At 53.8% G+C, this 18,528-nt stretch carries 16 protein-coding genes; 15 read left to right on the top strand and 1 reads right to left on the bottom strand.

Going from position 1 to position 18,528, the window contains the following annotated elements:
* From recA to H627_RS16545, 3 genes are all read left to right on the top strand, one after another.
* A complete protein-coding gene (gene recA, locus H627_RS0101780; RefSeq protein ID WP_051225086.1) occupies positions 1-1,272 on the top strand; it encodes a recombinase RecA in 1,272 nt (423 codons plus the stop codon).
* A 360-nt stretch (positions 1,273-1,632) separates the two neighbouring features.
* Complete coding sequence (rny, locus tag H627_RS0101775; RefSeq protein WP_027827539.1) at positions 1,633-3,216, top strand: ribonuclease Y; 1,584 nt, start codon at positions 1,633-1,635, stop codon at positions 3,214-3,216.
* A gap of 145 nt (positions 3,217-3,361) precedes the next feature.
* Positions 3,362-4,453, top strand: coding sequence for a glycosyltransferase family 4 protein (locus H627_RS16545; protein WP_035439738.1), 1,092 nt, complete (start codon positions 3,362-3,364; stop codon positions 4,451-4,453).
* A 79-nt stretch (positions 4,454-4,532) separates the two neighbouring features.
* Here the strand turns inward: H627_RS16545 and H627_RS0101765 are convergent, their stop codons facing one another.
* Positions 4,533-5,195 carry a YigZ family protein gene (locus H627_RS0101765; protein WP_027827538.1) on the bottom strand — a complete coding sequence of 221 codons (663 nt, stop codon included), beginning with the start codon at positions 5,193-5,195 and terminating at the stop codon, positions 4,533-4,535.
* Positions 5,196-5,250: 55 nt separating this feature from the next.
* Between H627_RS0101765 and H627_RS0101760 the strand changes: the two genes are divergently transcribed.
* The 12 genes from H627_RS0101760 to pstA all read left to right on the top strand — a co-directional run bounded on the left by H627_RS0101760 (position 5,251) and on the right by pstA (position 18,519).
* Positions 5,251-6,555, top strand: coding sequence for a helicase-related protein (locus H627_RS0101760; protein ID WP_027827537.1), 1,305 nt, complete (start codon positions 5,251-5,253; stop codon positions 6,553-6,555).
* Positions 6,552-7,256, top strand: a complete 705-nt coding sequence (locus H627_RS18985; protein ID WP_051225085.1) for a ComFC family protein — start codon at positions 6,552-6,554, stop codon at positions 7,254-7,256. Before H627_RS0101760 ends, H627_RS18985 begins: the two co-directional genes overlap by 4 nt.
* Before the next feature lie 135 nt (positions 7,257-7,391).
* Positions 7,392-7,964, top strand: a complete 573-nt coding sequence (gene hpf / locus H627_RS0101750) for a ribosome hibernation-promoting factor, HPF/YfiA family (RefSeq protein WP_027827536.1) — start codon at positions 7,392-7,394, stop codon at positions 7,962-7,964.
* 243 nt (positions 7,965-8,207) lie between these two features.
* Complete coding sequence (secA, locus tag H627_RS0101745; protein ID WP_027827535.1) at positions 8,208-10,571, top strand: preprotein translocase subunit SecA; 2,364 nt, start codon at positions 8,208-8,210, stop codon at positions 10,569-10,571.
* Between the two features lie 74 nt (positions 10,572-10,645).
* A protein-coding gene (gene prfB, locus H627_RS0101740) for a peptide chain release factor 2 (RefSeq protein WP_121499932.1) occupies positions 10,646-11,774 on the top strand; the annotation gives its coding sequence in 2 pieces (ribosomal slippage) (positions 10,646-10,717 and positions 10,719-11,774; 1,128 coding nt in all).
* 90 nt (positions 11,775-11,864) lie between these two features.
* Positions 11,865-12,551: a cell division ATP-binding protein FtsE gene (gene ftsE / locus H627_RS0101735; protein WP_027827533.1), complete on the top strand. Its 687-nt coding sequence runs from the start codon at positions 11,865-11,867 to the stop codon at positions 12,549-12,551.
* A complete protein-coding gene (gene ftsX, locus H627_RS0101730) occupies positions 12,541-13,428 on the top strand; it encodes a permease-like cell division protein FtsX (protein ID WP_027827532.1) in 888 nt (295 codons plus the stop codon). Before ftsE ends, ftsX begins: the two co-directional genes overlap by 11 nt.
* Positions 13,429-13,524: 96 nt before the next feature.
* Positions 13,525-14,238 carry a response regulator transcription factor gene (locus H627_RS0101725; RefSeq protein ID WP_027827531.1) on the top strand — a complete coding sequence of 238 codons (714 nt, stop codon included), beginning with the start codon at positions 13,525-13,527 and terminating at the stop codon, positions 14,236-14,238.
* Positions 14,235-15,632 carry a two-component system histidine kinase PnpS gene (gene pnpS, locus H627_RS16535; RefSeq protein WP_051225084.1) on the top strand — a complete coding sequence of 466 codons (1,398 nt, stop codon included), beginning with the start codon at positions 14,235-14,237 and terminating at the stop codon, positions 15,630-15,632. The genes H627_RS0101725 and pnpS overlap by 4 nt, the downstream gene beginning before the upstream one ends.
* A 213-nt stretch (positions 15,633-15,845) precedes the next feature.
* Complete coding sequence (locus tag H627_RS0101710; RefSeq protein ID WP_027827530.1) at positions 15,846-16,706, top strand: phosphate ABC transporter substrate-binding protein PstS family protein; 861 nt, start codon at positions 15,846-15,848, stop codon at positions 16,704-16,706.
* A gap of 2 nt (positions 16,707-16,708) precedes the next feature.
* A complete protein-coding gene (pstC, locus tag H627_RS0101705) occupies positions 16,709-17,635 on the top strand; it encodes a phosphate ABC transporter permease subunit PstC (RefSeq protein WP_027827529.1) in 927 nt (308 codons plus the stop codon).
* The gene (pstA, locus tag H627_RS0101700; RefSeq protein ID WP_027827528.1) at positions 17,635-18,519 is read left to right on the top strand and encodes a phosphate ABC transporter permease PstA; all 885 of its coding nucleotides are present in this window, start codon (positions 17,635-17,637) and stop codon (positions 18,517-18,519) included. The genes pstC and pstA overlap by 1 nt, the downstream gene beginning before the upstream one ends.
* Positions 18,520-18,528: the final 9 nt, after the last annotated feature.

The raw sequence follows: 18,528 nt of genomic DNA, 5'->3' as shown, positions 1-18,528 counted from the left end.
TTGGCTGTTAAAAATACCAAGCTTAAAGAAGTCGTTGAATTAACCGACAAGCAAGAACGCAAGACTGCTTTGAATGATGCTCTGAAGAAAATTGAAAAAAACTTCGGGAAAGGGGCCATTATGCGGATGGGCGATAAAGCCGATACGCAAATTCGGACCATTTCCACGGGCTCATTAGCCTTAGATACAGCACTGGGAGTCGGCGGCTACCCCCGCGGCCGGATCGTCGAAATTTACGGACCTGAATCATCCGGTAAGACGACGGTGGCGCTGCACGCAGTCGCTGAAGTACAGCGTGAAGGCGGTACGGCGGCGTATATCGACGCGGAAAACGCCTTGGACCCTGAATACGCTAAGCATTTGGGCGTCAACATTGATGATTTGCTGCTGTCCCAACCGGACACTGGCGAACAAGGGTTGGAAATTGCGGACGCGCTGGTCACCAGCGGCGCCGTGGATCTGGTCGTTGTCGACTCAGTGGCAGCGTTAGTTCCGCGGGCTGAAATCGATGGTGAAATGGGCGATGCCCACGTTGGGCTGCAGGCCCGGTTGATGTCCCAGGCATTGCGCAAGTTGTCTGGATCCATTAATAAGACAAAAACCATTGCTATTTTTATCAACCAGATCCGGGAAAAAGTCGGTGTTATGTTCGGCAGCCCGGAAACGACTCCGGGCGGTCGGGCGCTGAAGTTCTACGCCACGATTCGGTTGGAAGTACGCCGGTCAGAACAGATCAAAGACGGTACCGACATCATCGGCAACCGGACGAAGATCAAGGTTGTGAAGAACAAGGTTGCCCCGCCGTTTAAGGTTGCCGAAGTCGACATTATGTACGGCAAGGGCATCTCCCGTACCGGCGAATTGCTGGATATGGCGGTCGAGAAGGATATCGTGGATAAGAGCGGTTCCTGGTACTCTTATAATTCAGACCGGATCGGCCAAGGCCGGGAGAACGCGAAGCAATATATTGCGGATCATCCGGACATGGAAGCCGAATTGCGGACTAAGGTCCGGCATGCTTACGGCATTGACGGTGCCGCGGATCCGGATGCGAAGGATGCCGATGATCAGGCCAAGGATAAGGATTCTAAAGACGCCCCTAAGGCCGATAAAGATGCCAAGGGTACGAAGGACACCAAGTCTGCCGCAACGGACGCGAAGAAGCCGGAAAGCAAAGACAGTGCGAAAGATACGCCGAAGGCCAAGGATACGAAGGCAGCCGCGGATGGCGAGTCGATCGATATCTTTGAGGGTACGGACGCGAAGAAGTAAGGATTTCGTTAAGAGTGAGAGGAGCTCGCCGGGTGACCGGTGGGCTTTTTTTGGTTGCGGCTGCCTCTCCCTTAAACGGGCTCAGGCCGACAGAAGCTAGAGGGCTTTCTCCCCCCTTAAACGGGCTCCGGCGACCAGAAGCTAGGGCGGAAGGCCAGGGGCGCAAAAAACCTAAGGGCGGGTTTTCTGCGCCCCTGGCCTTCCGCCTACGCTTCTGAACGGTCGCCTGTGCCCTCTGTCTATTGACACCCCTACCGTTTCCCTCTAGAATTGTGATTGTGTCAATAATCTACAATTAACCATCATGAAAAGATTCTCTAAGAAATGAGTACCACTTTTTGATGATGCGGAGGTGAACTAATGGAACTTTGGATTCCAATAATCCTCGCCGTCATCATGTGTGTTGTTGGTTTTGTTGCTGGGTATTTGACCAAGAAAGCCGCGCATCAGCGGGCAGTTAACGATGCCCATACGAATGCCGCGGGGATCATTGCGAGTGCCAAGCGGGATGCCGCCGCCATTAAGCGGGAGGCAGACACCGCTAAGAAGGAACAACTCCTCGCCGCTAAAGATGAAGCCCATCGCTACCGCGCAGAGCAGGAAGCGGAGCTGAAGAGTCGGCGCGAGGAATTACAAAAGCAAGAAAATCGGTTGCTGCAACGGGAAGACTCCTTGGACCACAAAGACGACATTCTGAACAATAAGGAAGGCAGTCTGGATAAACGTGAGGACAAACTGGCGCAGCAACAGCAGCAGATCGATGAAGCCAAACAAAAAGTAACAGATACACTGCAAGCTCAAGAAGATGAACTGGCCCGCATCGCCCAATTTACCCGGGATGATGCTCGTCAGGAGATCCTTGATTCCACTAAAGAAGAATTGACCCATGAACGCGCGGCTCTGATTCGCGAAAGCGAGCAGACCGCCAAAGAAGAGGCGGAGCATAAGGCCAAAGACCTAATTGCCCAAGCCATTCAACGCAGCGCGGCAGATGTGGTGACGGAAACTACTGTCACTGTTGTATCGCTGCCGAGTGACGACATGAAAGGCCGCATTATTGGTAAAGAGGGCCGTAATATCCGGACTTTGGAGACATTGACCGGAATTGACCTGATTATCGATGATACACCTGAAGCTGTTGTGTTGTCCGGATTTGACCCCGTTCGTCGGGAGATCGCCCGGATCGCACTGGAGAAACTCATCGCTGACGGCCGGATTCATCCGGCCCGGATCGAAGAAGCGGTGGAGAAAGCCCGGAAAGAAATGGATGCCCGGATCCGCGAAATCGGTGAGCAGGCGTTATTTGAATTGGGCATTCACCACATGCATCCGGATCTGATCAAACTGGTGGGGCGGATGCACTTCCGCACCAGTTATGGACAAAACGTTCTCAATCATTCGATTGAAGTGGCAAAGCTGGCCGGTATTTTGGCTGGTGAGCTTGGTGAAGATGTTACCCTGGCTAAACGCGCAGGATTATTACACGATATTGGGAAGGCCATTGACCATGAGGTCGATGGCTCCCATGTGGAGATTGGTGTGGAACTCGCCAAGAAGTATCACGAGTCCCCTACAGTGATCAACACCATTGCGTCCCATCATGGGGACGTGGAACCGCAGAGCATCATTGCTGTACTGGTCGCGGCTGGCGATGCCATTTCAGCCGCCCGGCCAGGGGCCCGGTCTGAATCGCTGGAGAATTATATCCATCGGTTGGAGAAGCTGGAGAATATTACTAACAGCTTCCCTGGCGTGGATCACAGCTTCGCCATTCAAGCCGGCCGTGAAGTCCGAGTCATTGTGGCCCCCAATCAGGTCACTGATGATCAGGCGGCCATTTTGGCCCACGAGATCCGCTTGCGGATTGAGAAAGAGCTGGAATATCCAGGTCATATCAAGGTAACGGTCATTCGGGAAACCCGATTTATCGAAACTGCTAAGTAGCCATGATTCTTGGGTTTCTAAAGTGACAGCAAATTGCATTATCAGCAGCAGTCCCGCACCGGTCAGCCGATCGGCGCAGGACTGCTTTTGTTTTGCCCGATGAATCGGTATAATAAGTGTAATTGACTAGACAGGAGCTCATTCTATGTTTCGTGTAATCGTCGCCCTTTTCGGTACCATGTTCTTCTCGGCCGTCATCACGCCGTTTGTTAGAAAATTGGCCTTCGTCCTGGGGGCGGTGGATATGCCCAACGCGCGGCGGGTAAACCGCAAACCGATGCCCACCATGGGCGGTTTGGGGATCTTCATTGCATTCGTCTTTGTGACGTTTGTCCTGCTGCGCAATCAATTTCCCACTCACGAACTGTTCAGTGTCCTGCTCGCCGGCAGTGTGATCATTCTGACCGGGATGATCGACGATATCAAAGAACTCAAGCCCTGGCAAAAGATGCTGGGAATCGTTATTGCCGCCAGTATCATCTACTTCTTGGCCGGCATTCGGATGGACGATGTCTCCCTGTTTGGGTTGCACTTCAACCTGGGCTGGGCCAGTTATTTCGTGACCGTCTTCTGGATCGCCGCGCTGACTAATGCCGTGAACCTGATCGATGGGTTGGACGGCTTGGCCACTGGGGTGGCCATCATCGCGCTGTTCACCATGGGGGTCATCGGGGTCTTCTTCCTGCTTCCCGGCGAAATCTATGTGCCGATTTGGATCTTCTGCTTAGTAGCGGCCTTGATTGGCTTTTTACCCCATAATTTTCACCCGGCCAGTATTTTCTTGGGGGATACGGGCGCGCTGTTCATCGGCTTCATGGTGGCCGTTTTCTCCCTGAAGGGGCTAAAAAACGTGACCTTCGTGACCATGGTTATTCCGGTCATCATCCTCGGGGTGCCGATTACGGATACAGTCTATGCCATCTTACGGCGCAAGCTGAACAACAAACCGATTTCCCAAGCGGATAAACACCATCTGCATCATCAGCTGATGGCTCTGGGCTTGACCCAGCGGCAAACCGTCATGGTAATCTACGGGTTGGCCTTGATTTTCGCTGCCATTGCTTTGATTTATCCGCTGTCCACGCTGTGGGGGAGCATTCTGCTGACGATCGCGGTGATTCTGGGCTTGGAACTCTTTGTGGAATCCATCGGCTTGGTCGGGGCTGGCCGTCAGCCGCTGCTCCATGCAATTCAGCGCTTCGTGAAGCGCCTGTCCCATTCGGATCATCCAGTTTAAGCAAAAAATAGACGGGCGACCGTCTATTTTTTTTGCTTAAACGCGCTCTGGCTTCTGACCGTCGGCCTGCGCTCTCTAACTAATTTTCATACCGCGGCGCGGCAGTATCCGTGTAAGGTACCTCCCGGAACTGCTGGGCCCCGACGGTCATGGTGATGCGGCCATTGGTTAAGTCTTGGAGCTGCTTTTGGTACGTATCGATTTCAGTGATGTCGACCAACGCGGTCATGGTGACTTGCACCCCGTAGTCCGTCTTTTCGATGGTATAAGGACTTTCGCTGAAGAAATGCTGGATGGGATCCACTTGGTTGTAATCAATCGTGAAGGTGAGCGCTTGCTGCAAGACGCCGCGGACGATACCGATGTGGTGGGCCGCTTCCGTGACGGAGTTGCTGTATGCTCGGATCAAACCGCCAGCCCCCAGTTTGATCCCGCCAAAGTAGCGGGTCGTTACCGCGACGACGTTTTTCAGCTGCATCAGTTTCAAAGATTCCAGCATGGGAATTCCTGCCGTGCCGCTGGGTTCGCCGTCATCATTGGCGCGCTGGTGTTCATCGTTGTCGCCAATCACGTAGGCACTGCAATTATGAGTCGCCTTGTATTGCTTTTTCTTGATTTGGGCGATGAACGCTGCCGCCTCGTCTTCGGTGGTGACTCGGGCGAGTTGACCGATGAAACGGGACTTTTTGATTTCGATTTCGTATTCGCCATTTTGGGCAATGGTGAGGTAATTATTTTGCATACTTGCAGCTCCTTTGCGTAATTTAACTATGTAAGGAAGAAAGGCGGCGAGAATAATGATGACGGGGTCGTTTTATCCCGGGCAGCAATTGGTGGTCCCAGCCGGTGAGACACCGCCGCGGGGCGGTCAGCTGGTATCGGCCGTGCGCGCTCAGGGGCGGCAATTGTGCTGCCAGCGCTGCGGGGCGATTTGGCCTCGCGGAATACAGACTTTACCGTTGGGCGGGGCGTATTGCCAGGACTGTATTGGGCTGGGGCGAGTGACGACCCGGGATCGGCTATGGCGTTTGGCGCCGCCAGTATTTCCTGAGCGGCCAGCCGGCCAATGCTGTGCATGGCAGGGGACCCTGACGCCGAATCAAGTCCGGGCAGCGCAGGCGATTCAACACGCCCACACTGCTGGCCGGGGGATCCTGGTCTGGGCGGTGACTGGGGCCGGCAAAACTGAGATGACCTTCCCGGTCGTCACGGCTGCTCTGGCCGCCGGCGGGTTAGTGGCTTATGCGTCACCCCGGATCGACGTGTGCAATGAATTATTTCCGCGAATCCAAACGGCCTTTCCAACGATCAGCACCGGCCTGCGTCACGGCCGGGAGGAACAGCCCTATATGGGTGAGCAGCTTATTGTGTGTACGACCCATCAACTACTTCGATTCTATCATGCTTTCTCCCTGATTATCGTGGATGAAGTGGATGCGTTTCCTATGCATAATTCGCGCTTGCTGCACGCAGCGGTGGCCCAGGCGCTGCAGCCGGGAACGGCACCAGTCTATTTGACCGCCACGCCGGATGCCCACTTGCGCCACCAGTTGCGGCGCGGGCAATTGGCGGTGGCGTATTTGCCTCGGCGGTTCCATGGGGCGCCGCTGCCGGTGCCCCGCTTGCATTGGTGCCGCCAACATACACTGACCACGGGTTTTCAGCCGTTACAAAGGCTTGTACGGTGCCACCGCAGTGCCCGGCGGCCGGTAATGCTGTTTGTCCCGACTGTCCCGTTGCTGACAGCACTGACTGTTTGGCTAAGCAGCCGCTTCCCAGCAGAAACCGTGGTCAGTGTTCATGCTGATGACCCCGAACGGGTGGCCAAGGTCCAAGCCTTCCGGGACGGGCGCATAACACTGCTGGTCACCACAACGATTCTGGAGCGAGGCGTGACAATTCCGCATTTGCAGGTGATCGTGTGGGCTGCCGATCATGAGCATTTTCAAACCAATGCCCTGGTTCAAGTGGCTGGACGCGCCGGTCGAGCGGCGGATGATCCCTGGGGCCGGGTGGATTTCTTTTACCACCGTTATACCTTGGCCATTGCCCGGGCCCGGCGGGAGATTCGGCAGATGAATCGGCGAGGCGGTTTTCGATGACGCCGGCATGCGGCTGGTGCGGGCGGCCGTGGACGATTACGCCTACCTTTGGTGCGCTGTGCAGCCTGCGGCGGCAGCGGCCCGCGACCCTTTGTCCAGAGTGTCGGGCCACTTTTCTGCCCTGGTCCGCCGAAACGGTCCACTGTCCCCGGTGCCACCGGCCGGGGGCCGCGGTCCTGTGCGCTGATTGTCAGTATTGGCAGCAGCTGCTGCCCTGGCTGGACGGCCAAGCCCAGCACCTTTTTGCCTATCACTCACCCATCCAAACGTATTTTGAACGGTTTAAGCGCCAGGGAGACTATCAATTGGCCGCAGTGTTTGCGGCAGACATTGGTGATTGGTGGCGCACTCGGCGCCGGCACTACGATGCGGTCATTCCGGTGCCAAGTGACCCGGTCCGGGCCCGGCAACGGGGGTTTGACCCCGTGACGGCCCTGTTTGCGTCAGTCCTGCCGCTCACGCCGGTACTGGAAAAACAAGGCACGACACCAGAACAAGCGCAGCAGGATCGGGCCACTCGTCTGACCACGCGCCAGCCGTTTATCTATCAGCCCAAGCGCGGCGTTAGGCTGCGCCAATGGCGCCGCATTCTGCTCGTCGATGACATCTACACCACGGGCAGTACCCTCCATCAAACGGCCGCTGTATTGCACGCCGCTGGCAGCGACGCCGTCATGGATACCTTCACTTTAGCCCGATAAGTCGAAAATGCTTACAAAGCTGTTTATCTACGGCGCCTACTTTGTTATAATTAAGACGTAGTAAGGGTGGTGCAAGAGGTTTTACTCACCACCGGGTGTACCTTTTTTGATACACTTTGAAGGGAGAGAAGTACTATGTTATCTTTTAATGTCCGTGGCGAAAATATTGAGGTCACTGAGGCCATTCGTGCGTATGTCGAGAAACGGCTGAGCAAGCTCAATAAGTATTTCGAAGACGCGCCTGACTCCATCGCTCATGTGAACTTGAAATTGTATTCCAACAAGAACGCCAAGGTCGAAGTCACGATTCCGTTGCCGTACTTAGTATTACGGGCAGAGGAGACTTCTCCGGACCTTTACGCCAGTATTGATCTGGTCACTGATAAGCTGGAGCGGCAGATCCGCAAGTACAAGACCAAGATCAACCGCAAGAGCCGGGAAAAGGGCATCAAGAACTTTGATTTGACCGGTCCTTCCGAAGGGGTACAGGATGCACCGATCCCTGAACCGGCAGAACCTAGCGACAACTTCACCATTGTCCGGACTAAGCAGGTTTCTTTGAAGCCCATGGATCCCGAAGAAGCTGTCCTGCAAATGGACATGCTGGGGCATAACTTCTTTATCTTCGAAGATGCAGAAACCAATGGCACAAGCATCGTTTATCGCCGCCGCGACGGCCGTTACGGCTTGATCGAGACCGACGAATAAAATAGGTGCGACCATTTTAGAATTTAGATAATTGATCGGACTGGGACAAAGTAAAGATTTCAAGTGTATCTAGTGCCAATGCGGAGCAATCGGAGCGCAGCATTGGCGCGGCAGTGCCCGGAAATCCCACTTTGTCCCAGTCTTTTTGCGTTCTCCTTGCCCCCTATGGTAAAATGTAACGAACTCTGTTTATCGAAGTTAGCTAAAGAAATATTACGTCAATTGAGGTTGTGAGGTCTAGAAATGGCAAATGTATTGAAGCGGTGGGTCGAATCCGACGCCCGCGAAGTCAAACGGATGGGTAAGATTGCGGACCAGGTGATCAGTTACGAGGATGAATATGCCAAGTTGTCTGATGAACAGCTGCAAGCCAAGACGCCCAAGTTCAAAGAACGATTAGCCAACGGTGAAACCCTGGATGACATTTTACCCGAAGCTTTCGCCACCGTGCGCGAAGGCGCCAAGCGGGTCCTGGGGCTATTCCCGTTCCGGGTCCAGATCATCGGCGGGATCACTCTGCATGAGGGGAATATCGCTGAAATGAAGACCGGGGAAGGGAAAACCTTGACCGCGACCATGCCGGTTTACCTGAATGCCTTGGACGGCAAAGGGGTCCACGTGGTCACCGTCAACGAATACCTGTCCAGCCGGGACGCCACCGAAATGGGCCAGTTGTACAACTGGCTGGGCCTGACGGTTGGTTTGAACCTGAACGAAAAGAGTACGGATGAGAAGCGGGAAGCCTACAATTCCGATATCACGTATTCCACCAACAGCGAGCTTGGGTTCGACTATCTGCGGGACAACATGGTCGTGTATAAAGACCAAATGGTACAGCGCCCGTTGAACTTTGCCATTGTCGATGAAGTCGACTCGATCCTGATCGATGAAGCCCGGACACCGCTGATCATTTCTGGTCAAGCCGAAAAGTCGACGGCCCTTTACATCCGGACCGATCGTTTCGTCAAGACTTTGAAAGAAAAAGACGATTATAAGATCGATTGGCCGACCAAGAGTATTTCCCTCACCGAGCAGGGGATTCGCAAGGCCGAAAAGAACTTTGGCTTGGACAACCTGTATGATACCGACAACATGGTCTTGAACCATCACTTGGACCAGGCACTGCGGGCCAATTACATCATGCTTCGGGATATCGATTACGTGGTCCAAGACGGCAAAGTCCTGATCGTTGACCAATTCACCGGCCGGGTCATGGAAGGCCGCCGGTACTCCGATGGACTGCACCAGGCCATTGAAGCCAAGGAAGGCGTCAAGATCGAGGATGAGACCAAGACCATGGCCAACATCACCTATCAGAACTACTTCCGGATGTACAACAAGCTGGCAGGGATGACCGGGACTGCGAAGACCGAAGAGGAAGAATTCCGTGAGATTTACAACATGGAAGTCATTTCTATCCCGACAAACAAACCGGTCATCCGGGTGGACAATCCGGATGTGCTGTATCCAACATTGGACAGCAAGTTCAACGCTGTGGTGAAAGAAATCCAAGAACGCCACGCCAAGGGCCAGCCGATGCTGGTCGGGACTGTTGCCGTAGAAAACTCGGAACGTTTGTCCCACATGCTGGATCAATTGAATATTCCCCACGCCGTGCTGAACGCGAAGAACCACGCCAAGGAAGCCGAGATCATCATGAATGCCGGCCAACGCGGAGCGGTCACCATCGCCACTAACATGGCCGGCCGGGGGACCGATATCAAGCTTGGACCGGGCGTTAAGGAACTGGGCGGCTTGACCGTACTGGGGACTGAACGGCATGAATCCCGGCGGATCGATAACCAGTTGCGGGGCCGTTCCGGCCGACAGGGGGATCCGGGCGAGACCCGCTTCTACATGTCGCTGGAAGATGACCTGATGAAACGGTTCGGCGGCGACCGAATCAAGAGCTTCATGGATCGGCTCAGCGGCCCCGATGAAGACAAAGTGATCGAGAGCCGCTTGATCACCCGCCAAGTTGAATCGGCCCAGAAACGGGTCGAAGGGAACAACTACGATACCCGGAAGAACACCTTGCAGTACGACGATGTGATGCGGGAACAGCGGGAAGTGATGTACAAGCAGCGGCTGGAAGTCATTTCTGAACAGAAGGACTTGAAGCCGGTGCTGATGCCCATGATCAAGCGGACCATCGCCAATCAGGTGGACATTCATACCCAGGGCAAACCTGAAGAGTGGGATTTGCAGGCCATCTTGGACTTTGCATATACCGCCATGGTCAACGAAGACAAGATCAGTATGAAGGATATCAAAGGCAAGACCCCGGAACAGATCGAGGCCTTCATGTACAAGCTGGCTGAAGAAAACTATGACGAGAAGGCCCATGCGCTGCAAGATCCGGCGCAAATGCTGGAATTCGAGAAGGTCGTTATCCTGCGGGTCGTTGACTCCCACTGGACGGACCATATCGACGCCATGGATCAGCTGCGTCAATCCATCGGGTTGCGGGGCTACGGCCAGATGAACCCGTTGGTGGAGTACCAAGAAGAGGGCTATCGCATGTTTGAAGAAATGATCGCCGACATCGATTACGATGCCACTCGGTTATTCATGCGGGCTGAGATCCGCCAGAACATTCGGCGTTAACCAAAGAGAGGCTGGGGGCTCGTTGTCGCCAGCCTTTCGTATATCCAAGAAATGAATAGAAAGAGGCTCACACTATGGAATTAGCCGATGCACGTCATGTGCTGGATGAAATGCGCACCAAAATAAATCAGTTTAGGGGGTCTCTTTGACTTCCCTCACTTGCAGGAAACAATTGCCGTGAATGAAGCCAAAATGGCTGAACCCGACTTCTGGAATGATTCCGAACATGCCCAGAAGATCATTGATGAAACGAATGCGGCCAAGGCCCAACTGGATACGTTTAAACAATTAGACGATGGCTGGCAGAATCTTCAGGTGGCAGCGGAACTATTAGCTGACGAACCGGATCCGGATATTGCCAAACAGCTGGATACCGGCATTCCTAAATTACAAAAAGCGATGCATGATTATGAATTGAGCCAGTTGCTGACCGGCCCCTATGACAGTCATGACGTTTTAGTCGAAATCCATCCTGGGGCTGGTGGTACTGAGGCTCAGGATTGGGCATCAATGCTGTTGCGGATGTACACCCGCTGGGCCCAGAACCGGGGCTTTAAGGTGGAAACATTGGACTTTCTCGCTGGCGATGAAGCCGGCGTGAAGTCGGTGACGCTGCAGATCAGCGGGCATAACGCCTACGGGTTGCTGCGGAGTGAAAAGGGTATCCACCGGCTGGTGCGGATCTCGCCCTTCGATTCCGCCGGCCGGCGGCACACCTCCTTTGCCTCCGTGGATATCATGCCGGTGCTGGACGACAGCATCAATATTGATATTCGGCCGGAGGACTTGCGGGTCGATGTTTACCGGTCCTCTGGGGCTGGTGGGCAGCACATTAATAAGACCTCCAGTGCCGTCCGGATCACCCACCTGCCCACCGGCATCGTTACCCAATCCCAGGCGCAGCGGTCTCAGCTGCAAAACCGGGAAACGGCAATGAATATGCTGCGGGCCAAGCTGTATGAACGGGCCCAAGAGGAGCAGAAGGAAAAGGAAGCCGCTATTCAGGGCGAGCAAAAGGAGATCGGCTGGGGTTCCCAGATCCGCTCCTACGTCTTCCATCCCTACACCATGGTCAAGGATCACCGGACCAATTACGAGACAAGCAATGGCCAAGCTGTGATGGATGGCGACATCGACGGGTTCATTTATGCGTACTTGCAATGGGAACTGGCCCGTCATCAAAACCGGAATTCACAACTTTGAGACAACTCTGTATTGTTTCGTAAACGAATTGTTACGTTGGCTTGATACAATAGCGACGTGCTTTTAACAGGAAAGGAATAGTCCACCCCTATGATTCGTATGGTAGATGTGTCAAAGGTATACGACAATAAAGTGACGGCCTTAGAAAACGTCAACGTCGAAATTGCTCAGGGTGACTTCGTGTACGTGGTCGGTCCTTCAGGGGCCGGGAAATCCACGTTCATTAAGCTGCTCTACCGGGAATTGCGCGCGACCAGCGGCTTGATCATGATCGATGATTTCGATCTGACCCAGCTCAAGGATCGAGAAGTCCCCTTTCTGCGCCGAAAAATCGGTGTCGTGTTCCAGGATTTCAAACTGCTCTCCCGATTAACAGTGGCCGAGAATATTGCGTACGCAATGGAAGTAATTGAAACAGATCCGGAAGAAATTAAACAGCGGGTCACCCAAGTGCTGGCTGAAGTCGGCCTGACTGGCAAGGCCGCCCGGTTCCCCAACGAGCTCTCTGGCGGGGAACAGCAGCGGGTCGCGATCGCCCGGGCAATCACGAACAATCCCCATATTCTGATTGCCGACGAACCTACCGGCAACCTGGATCCGAATACGTCTGAAGAAATCATGGCGTTATTAGAAAAGATCAATGCGAAGGGGACGACTGTGATTATGGCTACCCATAATGACCAGCTGGTGAACAGTCACGTCCACCGATTGCTGGAGATCAACAACGGCGATATCGTACGGGACGAGAAGGAGGGGACTTACGCCAATGAAGGCTAGTACATTCAAGCGCCACGTGACCGACAGTTTCCGCAGTCTCAAGCGGAATGGCGGGATGTCCGTGGCGGCCATTGTGTCCGTTACCGTGACTCTGCTGCTAGTCGGTATCTTTCTCGCCCTGATTTTCAACGTGAACCACGTCTCCCGGGAAGTGGAAAATGATGTGCGGGTACGGGTGATGATCGATCAAAAGACGACCAAGACCCAGCGCAATGACCTGCGCGATGAATTGCAGGCGATGGCAGACGTGAGCAGCGTCACCTATTCCAGCCGCCAACAGGAGCTGGATAAGGTGGTCGGCAGCTACGGCAGTGCCTTCCAAATGTTTGGCGGCGATTCAAACCCATTGAACGATGTCTTTATCGTGAAGACCAAGACACCCCAGGCGACGGAAAAAGTGGCCAAGGCGGCGAAGAAACTGGCCCATGTGTCCGAGGCTAACTACGGCGGGGCTAACGCCCGCAACTTGTTCCGGGCGACGGATAGTCTGCGCCAATGGGGGCTGGGCTTCAGTATTCTGCTCCTGCTGGTGGCCGTCTTCCTCATTTCGAACACCGTGCGGATCACGATTCTCAGCCGTCAGACAGAAATTGGGATCATGCGGCTGGTCGGGGCGACGAACTCCTATATTCGTTGGCCGTTCCTGCTTGAGGGAGCCTGGACGGGACTGTTCGGCGCGATTATTCCCATCATTATTGTGGATATCGGCTATGCAGTACTCTATGGCGCCTCGGCGAAGACTTTTGCCTCTGCTGGCTATGCACTGTTGTCGCCGGGCAGCCTGCTGTTCGGCATGGATTTGCTCTTGGCAGTCATCGGTATCGTCATTGGGGCCGTCGGCGCGGCCATCTCCATGGGCCGCTTCTTGAAGATTTAAGACGGTCAAACACTCACCTGTTTTCTGATTTTTTTCAGAAAATATCAGGCGGGTGTTTTTTTCTGGTATACTATTGGTGAAATTGGAGGGGATACCATGACCACACGCATTCTGGTGGTGGATGACGAATCTACCATTCGCACGCTGATCGAGTACAACCTAAGTCAAGAAGGTTTTACCGTGGATACGGCAGAAGACGGTGATGAGGCACTGCAAAAGGCCGAGGGTCAAGACTATGACCTCATCTTGCTGGACCTGATGCTGCCAGGCAAAGACGGCTTGGCCGTAACCAAAACGCTGCGCCAGGAGAAAAATGCGACACCGATCATTATGCTCACCGCGAAGGACAGCGAGACGGATAAGATCGTTGGCCTGGAGCTGGGTGCCGACGATTACGTCACCAAGCCGTTCTCCGTCAAGGAACTGCTGGCCCGCATTCATGCGGTCCTGCGGCGGATGGAGGCACCCACTGAAGCGCTGGCAACCGGCCGGGTAGTCACCTTCGGCCCCTTGACGGTGGATATCGACGGCTTGCAGGCGTCTTTGCGTGGTGCACCGCTGACCCTCACGCCGAAGGAATTCGATGTTTTGGCTTATCTGGTCCAGCGCCCGAATCGAGTCATTTCCCGGGAACACATCCTGGATGCCGTTTGGGGTGTGGATTATCCCACCGAAACTCGGACTGTGGACATGCAGATCTCCCATCTCCGGGAAAAGATTGAAGCTAATCCCAAAGAACCGCAATATCTGCAAACGATTCGCGGGTTCGGGTATAAGTTGACGCAGCCGACTTCGGAGGTGTCTGAATGAGATTTCGGGTACAGTTGTTTCGCTTGTTGGGCGCCGGTGTGCTGTTCGTCGGCTTGCTGATCTGGATGACCCAGTGGGGACCGATGCTGGGGCTGACTCAGCCGTTCCAAGTGGCCGCCCCTGGAATCTTCTGGGGCATAATCGTGGTTTACTGGGTGCTCTATCTGCTCCTCAGCACCCTGCGGGATCTGCGCATGCGCCGGTATCGGCGGCAGCTGACAATGGCGACCCGTTACATGGAACAGATTCAGCATCTGCAAGCGCCGGAACTGATGCTGGCGGAGGATGCCCCGGAGTGGCAGCAGTTTTATCAGGCCGCCAACCAGGTCAACTTGCAGACGCATCGGTTTAAAGTAGCCATTGATCAAAAACAGGCCGATTTTGACCGGCTGATCAATCATCTGCCCGTGGGCGTGATGGTCATCAATCCGGACGATATGGTCCAGATGGCCAATGATGTTATGGCCACGCTGCTGGATGTACCCATCGACCAGGAACCCCACTCCTATTTGGATGACGTAAAAACGTATGGTCTGAGCAGCTTGATTGAGCATACGGAGCGGAATCATCAGACGCATCACGCGGAGATCAAATTGGTGCAGAATAACGAACGGCCGGTGGATGCCTATGTGATTTGGATCGGCGATAAGGAATCCGGACAAGTCGTGGTTGTCCTTTATGATCTGGCTTTGATTCGAGCGGCTGAACAAATGCAGCTGGACTTTGTAAGCAATGTGTCCCACGAATTAAAGACCCCGATTACGTCGATTGCCGGTTTTGCCGAGACCCTATTGGGCGGGGCAAAGGATGATCCCAAGGCGCTGGATCAATTTCTGCATATCATTTTGCAAGAGGCCGATCGTTTGAATGATTTGGTCACTGACACGATTTCTGTGGCGAAGTTTGCCAATCCCCATCCTATCCATCCGCAACCAGTAACGGTGCGGAAAGAGATCGATCATTGTTTGACCATGCTCAAGCCGCGGATCGAAGAACGCAGTTTGCAGACGCGAATTGAGGGTCCTGAGGATCTAACCGTCGTCTTTGACCCGGCTGAGTTTGAAGATATCATCAAGAATCTGATGACCAATGCAGTGATTTACAATCACCATCAGGGCAGTATTGATGTCCGGTACAGCAGCGACCAGGATAATTTCAAGCTGGTGGTAGCGGATACCGGTATCGGTATTCCTGAAGATGACCAGCAGCGGATCTTTGAACGCTTCTATCGGGTGGATAAGATGCGCTCCCGGCGCAACGGCGGCACTGGCTTGGGGTTGGCCATTGTTCAGGCAATTGTTCAACGGGCTGGCGGCGAAATCACATTGCACAGCCAAGTGGGTGTCGGCTCATCATTCACGGTCACTCTGCCGCTCAAAAAACAGAATGCTTAATTTCCCCAGCTCTGCCCTTGCCGGCAGGGCTTTTTCAGTTGAGCAGGAAGCGCCGGTTTACCGGACGGTATCTGGTACAATGAATCCGGATACGGAAGAAAACACCCGGTACGCAATGCATTTACAAGAAATTTACATTTCCCAAGATAAATCGTTACATAGCTACCGTATGCTGGTATAGAGAGAGATATTTGGTGAATTGAGGAATGCCCAGTGAGACAACATAAATTATGGCTTTTGGCCGCAGTCTTTGGCCTGTTTATTTTGGCCGGATGCAAACAGCAGGGAGCGGCCATTACCGCCGTGGGGTCGTCGGCTTTACAGCCGCTCGTGGAAGCTGCGGGCGAACGCTATAGCAGTGAACATAGCGGTGAGTTTATTAATGTCCAAGGCGGCGGCTCCGGGACCGGCTTGAGTCAGATCCAAAGCGGCGCCGTGGATATCGGTAATTCTGATCTGTATGCCCAGGAGAAGAGCGGCATCAATGCTAAGAAGCTTGTTGACCATCAGGTCGCGGTGGTCGGCGTTGTGCCAATCGTGAATAAAGATATTCCCCTGGATAATTTAACGATGGCCCAATTACGGGGCATTTTTTCTGGCCAATATACGAATTGGTCCCAGGTTGGCGGTCCTGATGTCCCTGTTGTTCTGGTTAATCGCGCCACTGGTTCTGGGACACGGGTGACCTTTGAACGATGGGTCATGAACAAAGTGCCGACCAAAGCGGCTCAGGAACAGGATTCTACTGGGATGGTACGGCAGATCGTTTCGTCCACCCCCGGCGCCATCAGCTACGTGGCCTTCCCTTATGTGAACAAGACCGTGAAGACCCTCAAGCTGGATGGTATCGCGGCGACGGATCGCAATGTGCAGACCAACAAATGGGTGATCTGGTCCTATGAGCATATGTACACCAAGGGCACGCCTACTGGGCTGACGAAGCGGTTCATCGATTATGTATTGAGCAATACTGTACAACAAAAAATTGTTAAGAAATTAGGATACATTGCTGTGAATGAAATGCAAGTTGCACGTGATCTTGCCGGTCACGTGACGAAGAGAGTGGGGCAGTAGGTATGGCAGAGGATAAAATTCGAGCCAGTCTGTTAAAGGAGTCGAAAGCTTCCAAACGGGAAAAGCACGGCAAAATACTGAGTTTCGCCGCCATTGGCTTGATCGTCATCGTGGTGGTGGCGATTTTCATCTTTGTTGCCACCCGGGGAATTGCGACGTTTACCGTGGATAAGGGCAGTTTGTGGGACTTCTTCACAAAAAGCCAATGGAATCCGGGGGCAACGGATAAAAGCGGGCATCCGCTGATCGGGGCACTGCCAATGATTGTCGGTTCCTTTGCCGTGACTCTGTTATCCGCCGTCGTGGCGACGCCGTTTGCGATTGCGGCGGCCATCTATATGGTGGAAATTTCGCCCCGGCGAGGATATAAGATTTTACAACCGGTCATTGAATTGCTGGTTGGGATCCCGTCCGTTGTTTATGGGTTTGTCGGGTTGTCGCTGGTCGTACCGTTCATTCGCAATCACTTTGGCGGAACTGGATTTGGTATTTTAGCCGGGACGATGGTATTGTTCGTGATGATTTTGCCCACTGTAACGTCCATGAGTGTGGATGCGCTGCGGTCTGTCCCTCGCTATTATCGGGAGGCATCATTGGCTTTGGGGGCTACGCGCTGGCAAACAACCTATAAAGTCGTCCTGCGGGCAGCGGTCCCCGGGATCATGACGGCGGTGATCTTTGGTATGTCCCGAGCCTTTGGTGAGGCCCTAGCTGTCCAAATGGTCATCGGGAATGCTGCTCTTCTGCCCCAGAACCTGGTGTCCCCGGCGTCGACTTTGACCAGTATTCTGACCATGGGTATGGGCAACTCTGTAATGGGCAGTGTGTCCAACAACGCTTTGTGGTCGCTGGCATTACTGCTATTGCTGATGTCATTGTTGTTCAATATTTTGATTCACCGCATCAGTAAGAAGGGAGCGTTACATTAATGAACGCTAAGCGAAGCGATAAAATTGCCACGGGGGTATTGTACGCCATGTCCGGAATTATCGTATTGATTCTGGCCTTGCTGCTGTTCTATATCTTAGCCAATGGGCTGCCCCATATCAGCTGGCACTTTCTTACCGCCCCCGCCCAGAGTTTTGAGAAAGGCGGCGGGATTGGCGTCCAGCTTTTTAATTCCTTCTACTTGCTGATTTTGTCCATGGTGATTTCGACGCCAATTTCCATCTGGGCTGGGATTTATTTATCGGAGTACGCGAAGCCTAATCGATTGACCAATATTATTCGCACCTCCATCGAAATTTTGTCGTCACTGCCGTCAGTTGTCGTGGGTTTGTTCGGTTTCCTAGTTTTCGCCGTCCAGGCTGGGTTTGGTTTCTCTATTCTTTCCGGAGCATTGGCGCTAACTGTTTTCAACCTGCCGCTGTTGACCCGGAACGTGGAGGATTCACTGCGTTCCGTTGCCTTCACGCAACGGGAGGCGGGTTTAGCGCTTGGCCTTTCCCGGTGGGAAACTGTGATTCACGTGATCTTGCCGGAGGCGCTCCCGGGGATCATCACTGGGATGATTCTGTCAGCGGGCCGGGTATTTGGGGAAGCCGCAGCATTGATTTACACTGCCGGGCAAAGCGCGCCGACGCTGGACTTTACGAACTGGAATCCGTTCTACATTGCGTCACCGCTTAATCCTATGCGGCCGGCTGAAACTTTGGCCGTACACATCTGGAAGATCAACTCAGAAGGGATCATTCCCGATGCGGCCGCTGTTTCTGCTGGTGCCAGTGCGGTGTTGATCATTGCCGTTTTGCTGTTCAATATTCTGGCCCGGCTGATTGGTAACAAGGTTTACAAACGGCTCACTGGGGTCTAGAGGAGGCAA

Origin of the sequence: Schleiferilactobacillus harbinensis DSM 16991 (assembly GCF_000425885.1) — a bacterium.
GTDB classification, from domain to species: Bacteria; Bacillota; Bacilli; order Lactobacillales; family Lactobacillaceae; genus Schleiferilactobacillus; species Schleiferilactobacillus harbinensis.
The sequence above is the reverse complement of the archived record's forward strand: the minus strand, read 5'-3'. Positions and strand labels throughout refer to the sequence as shown.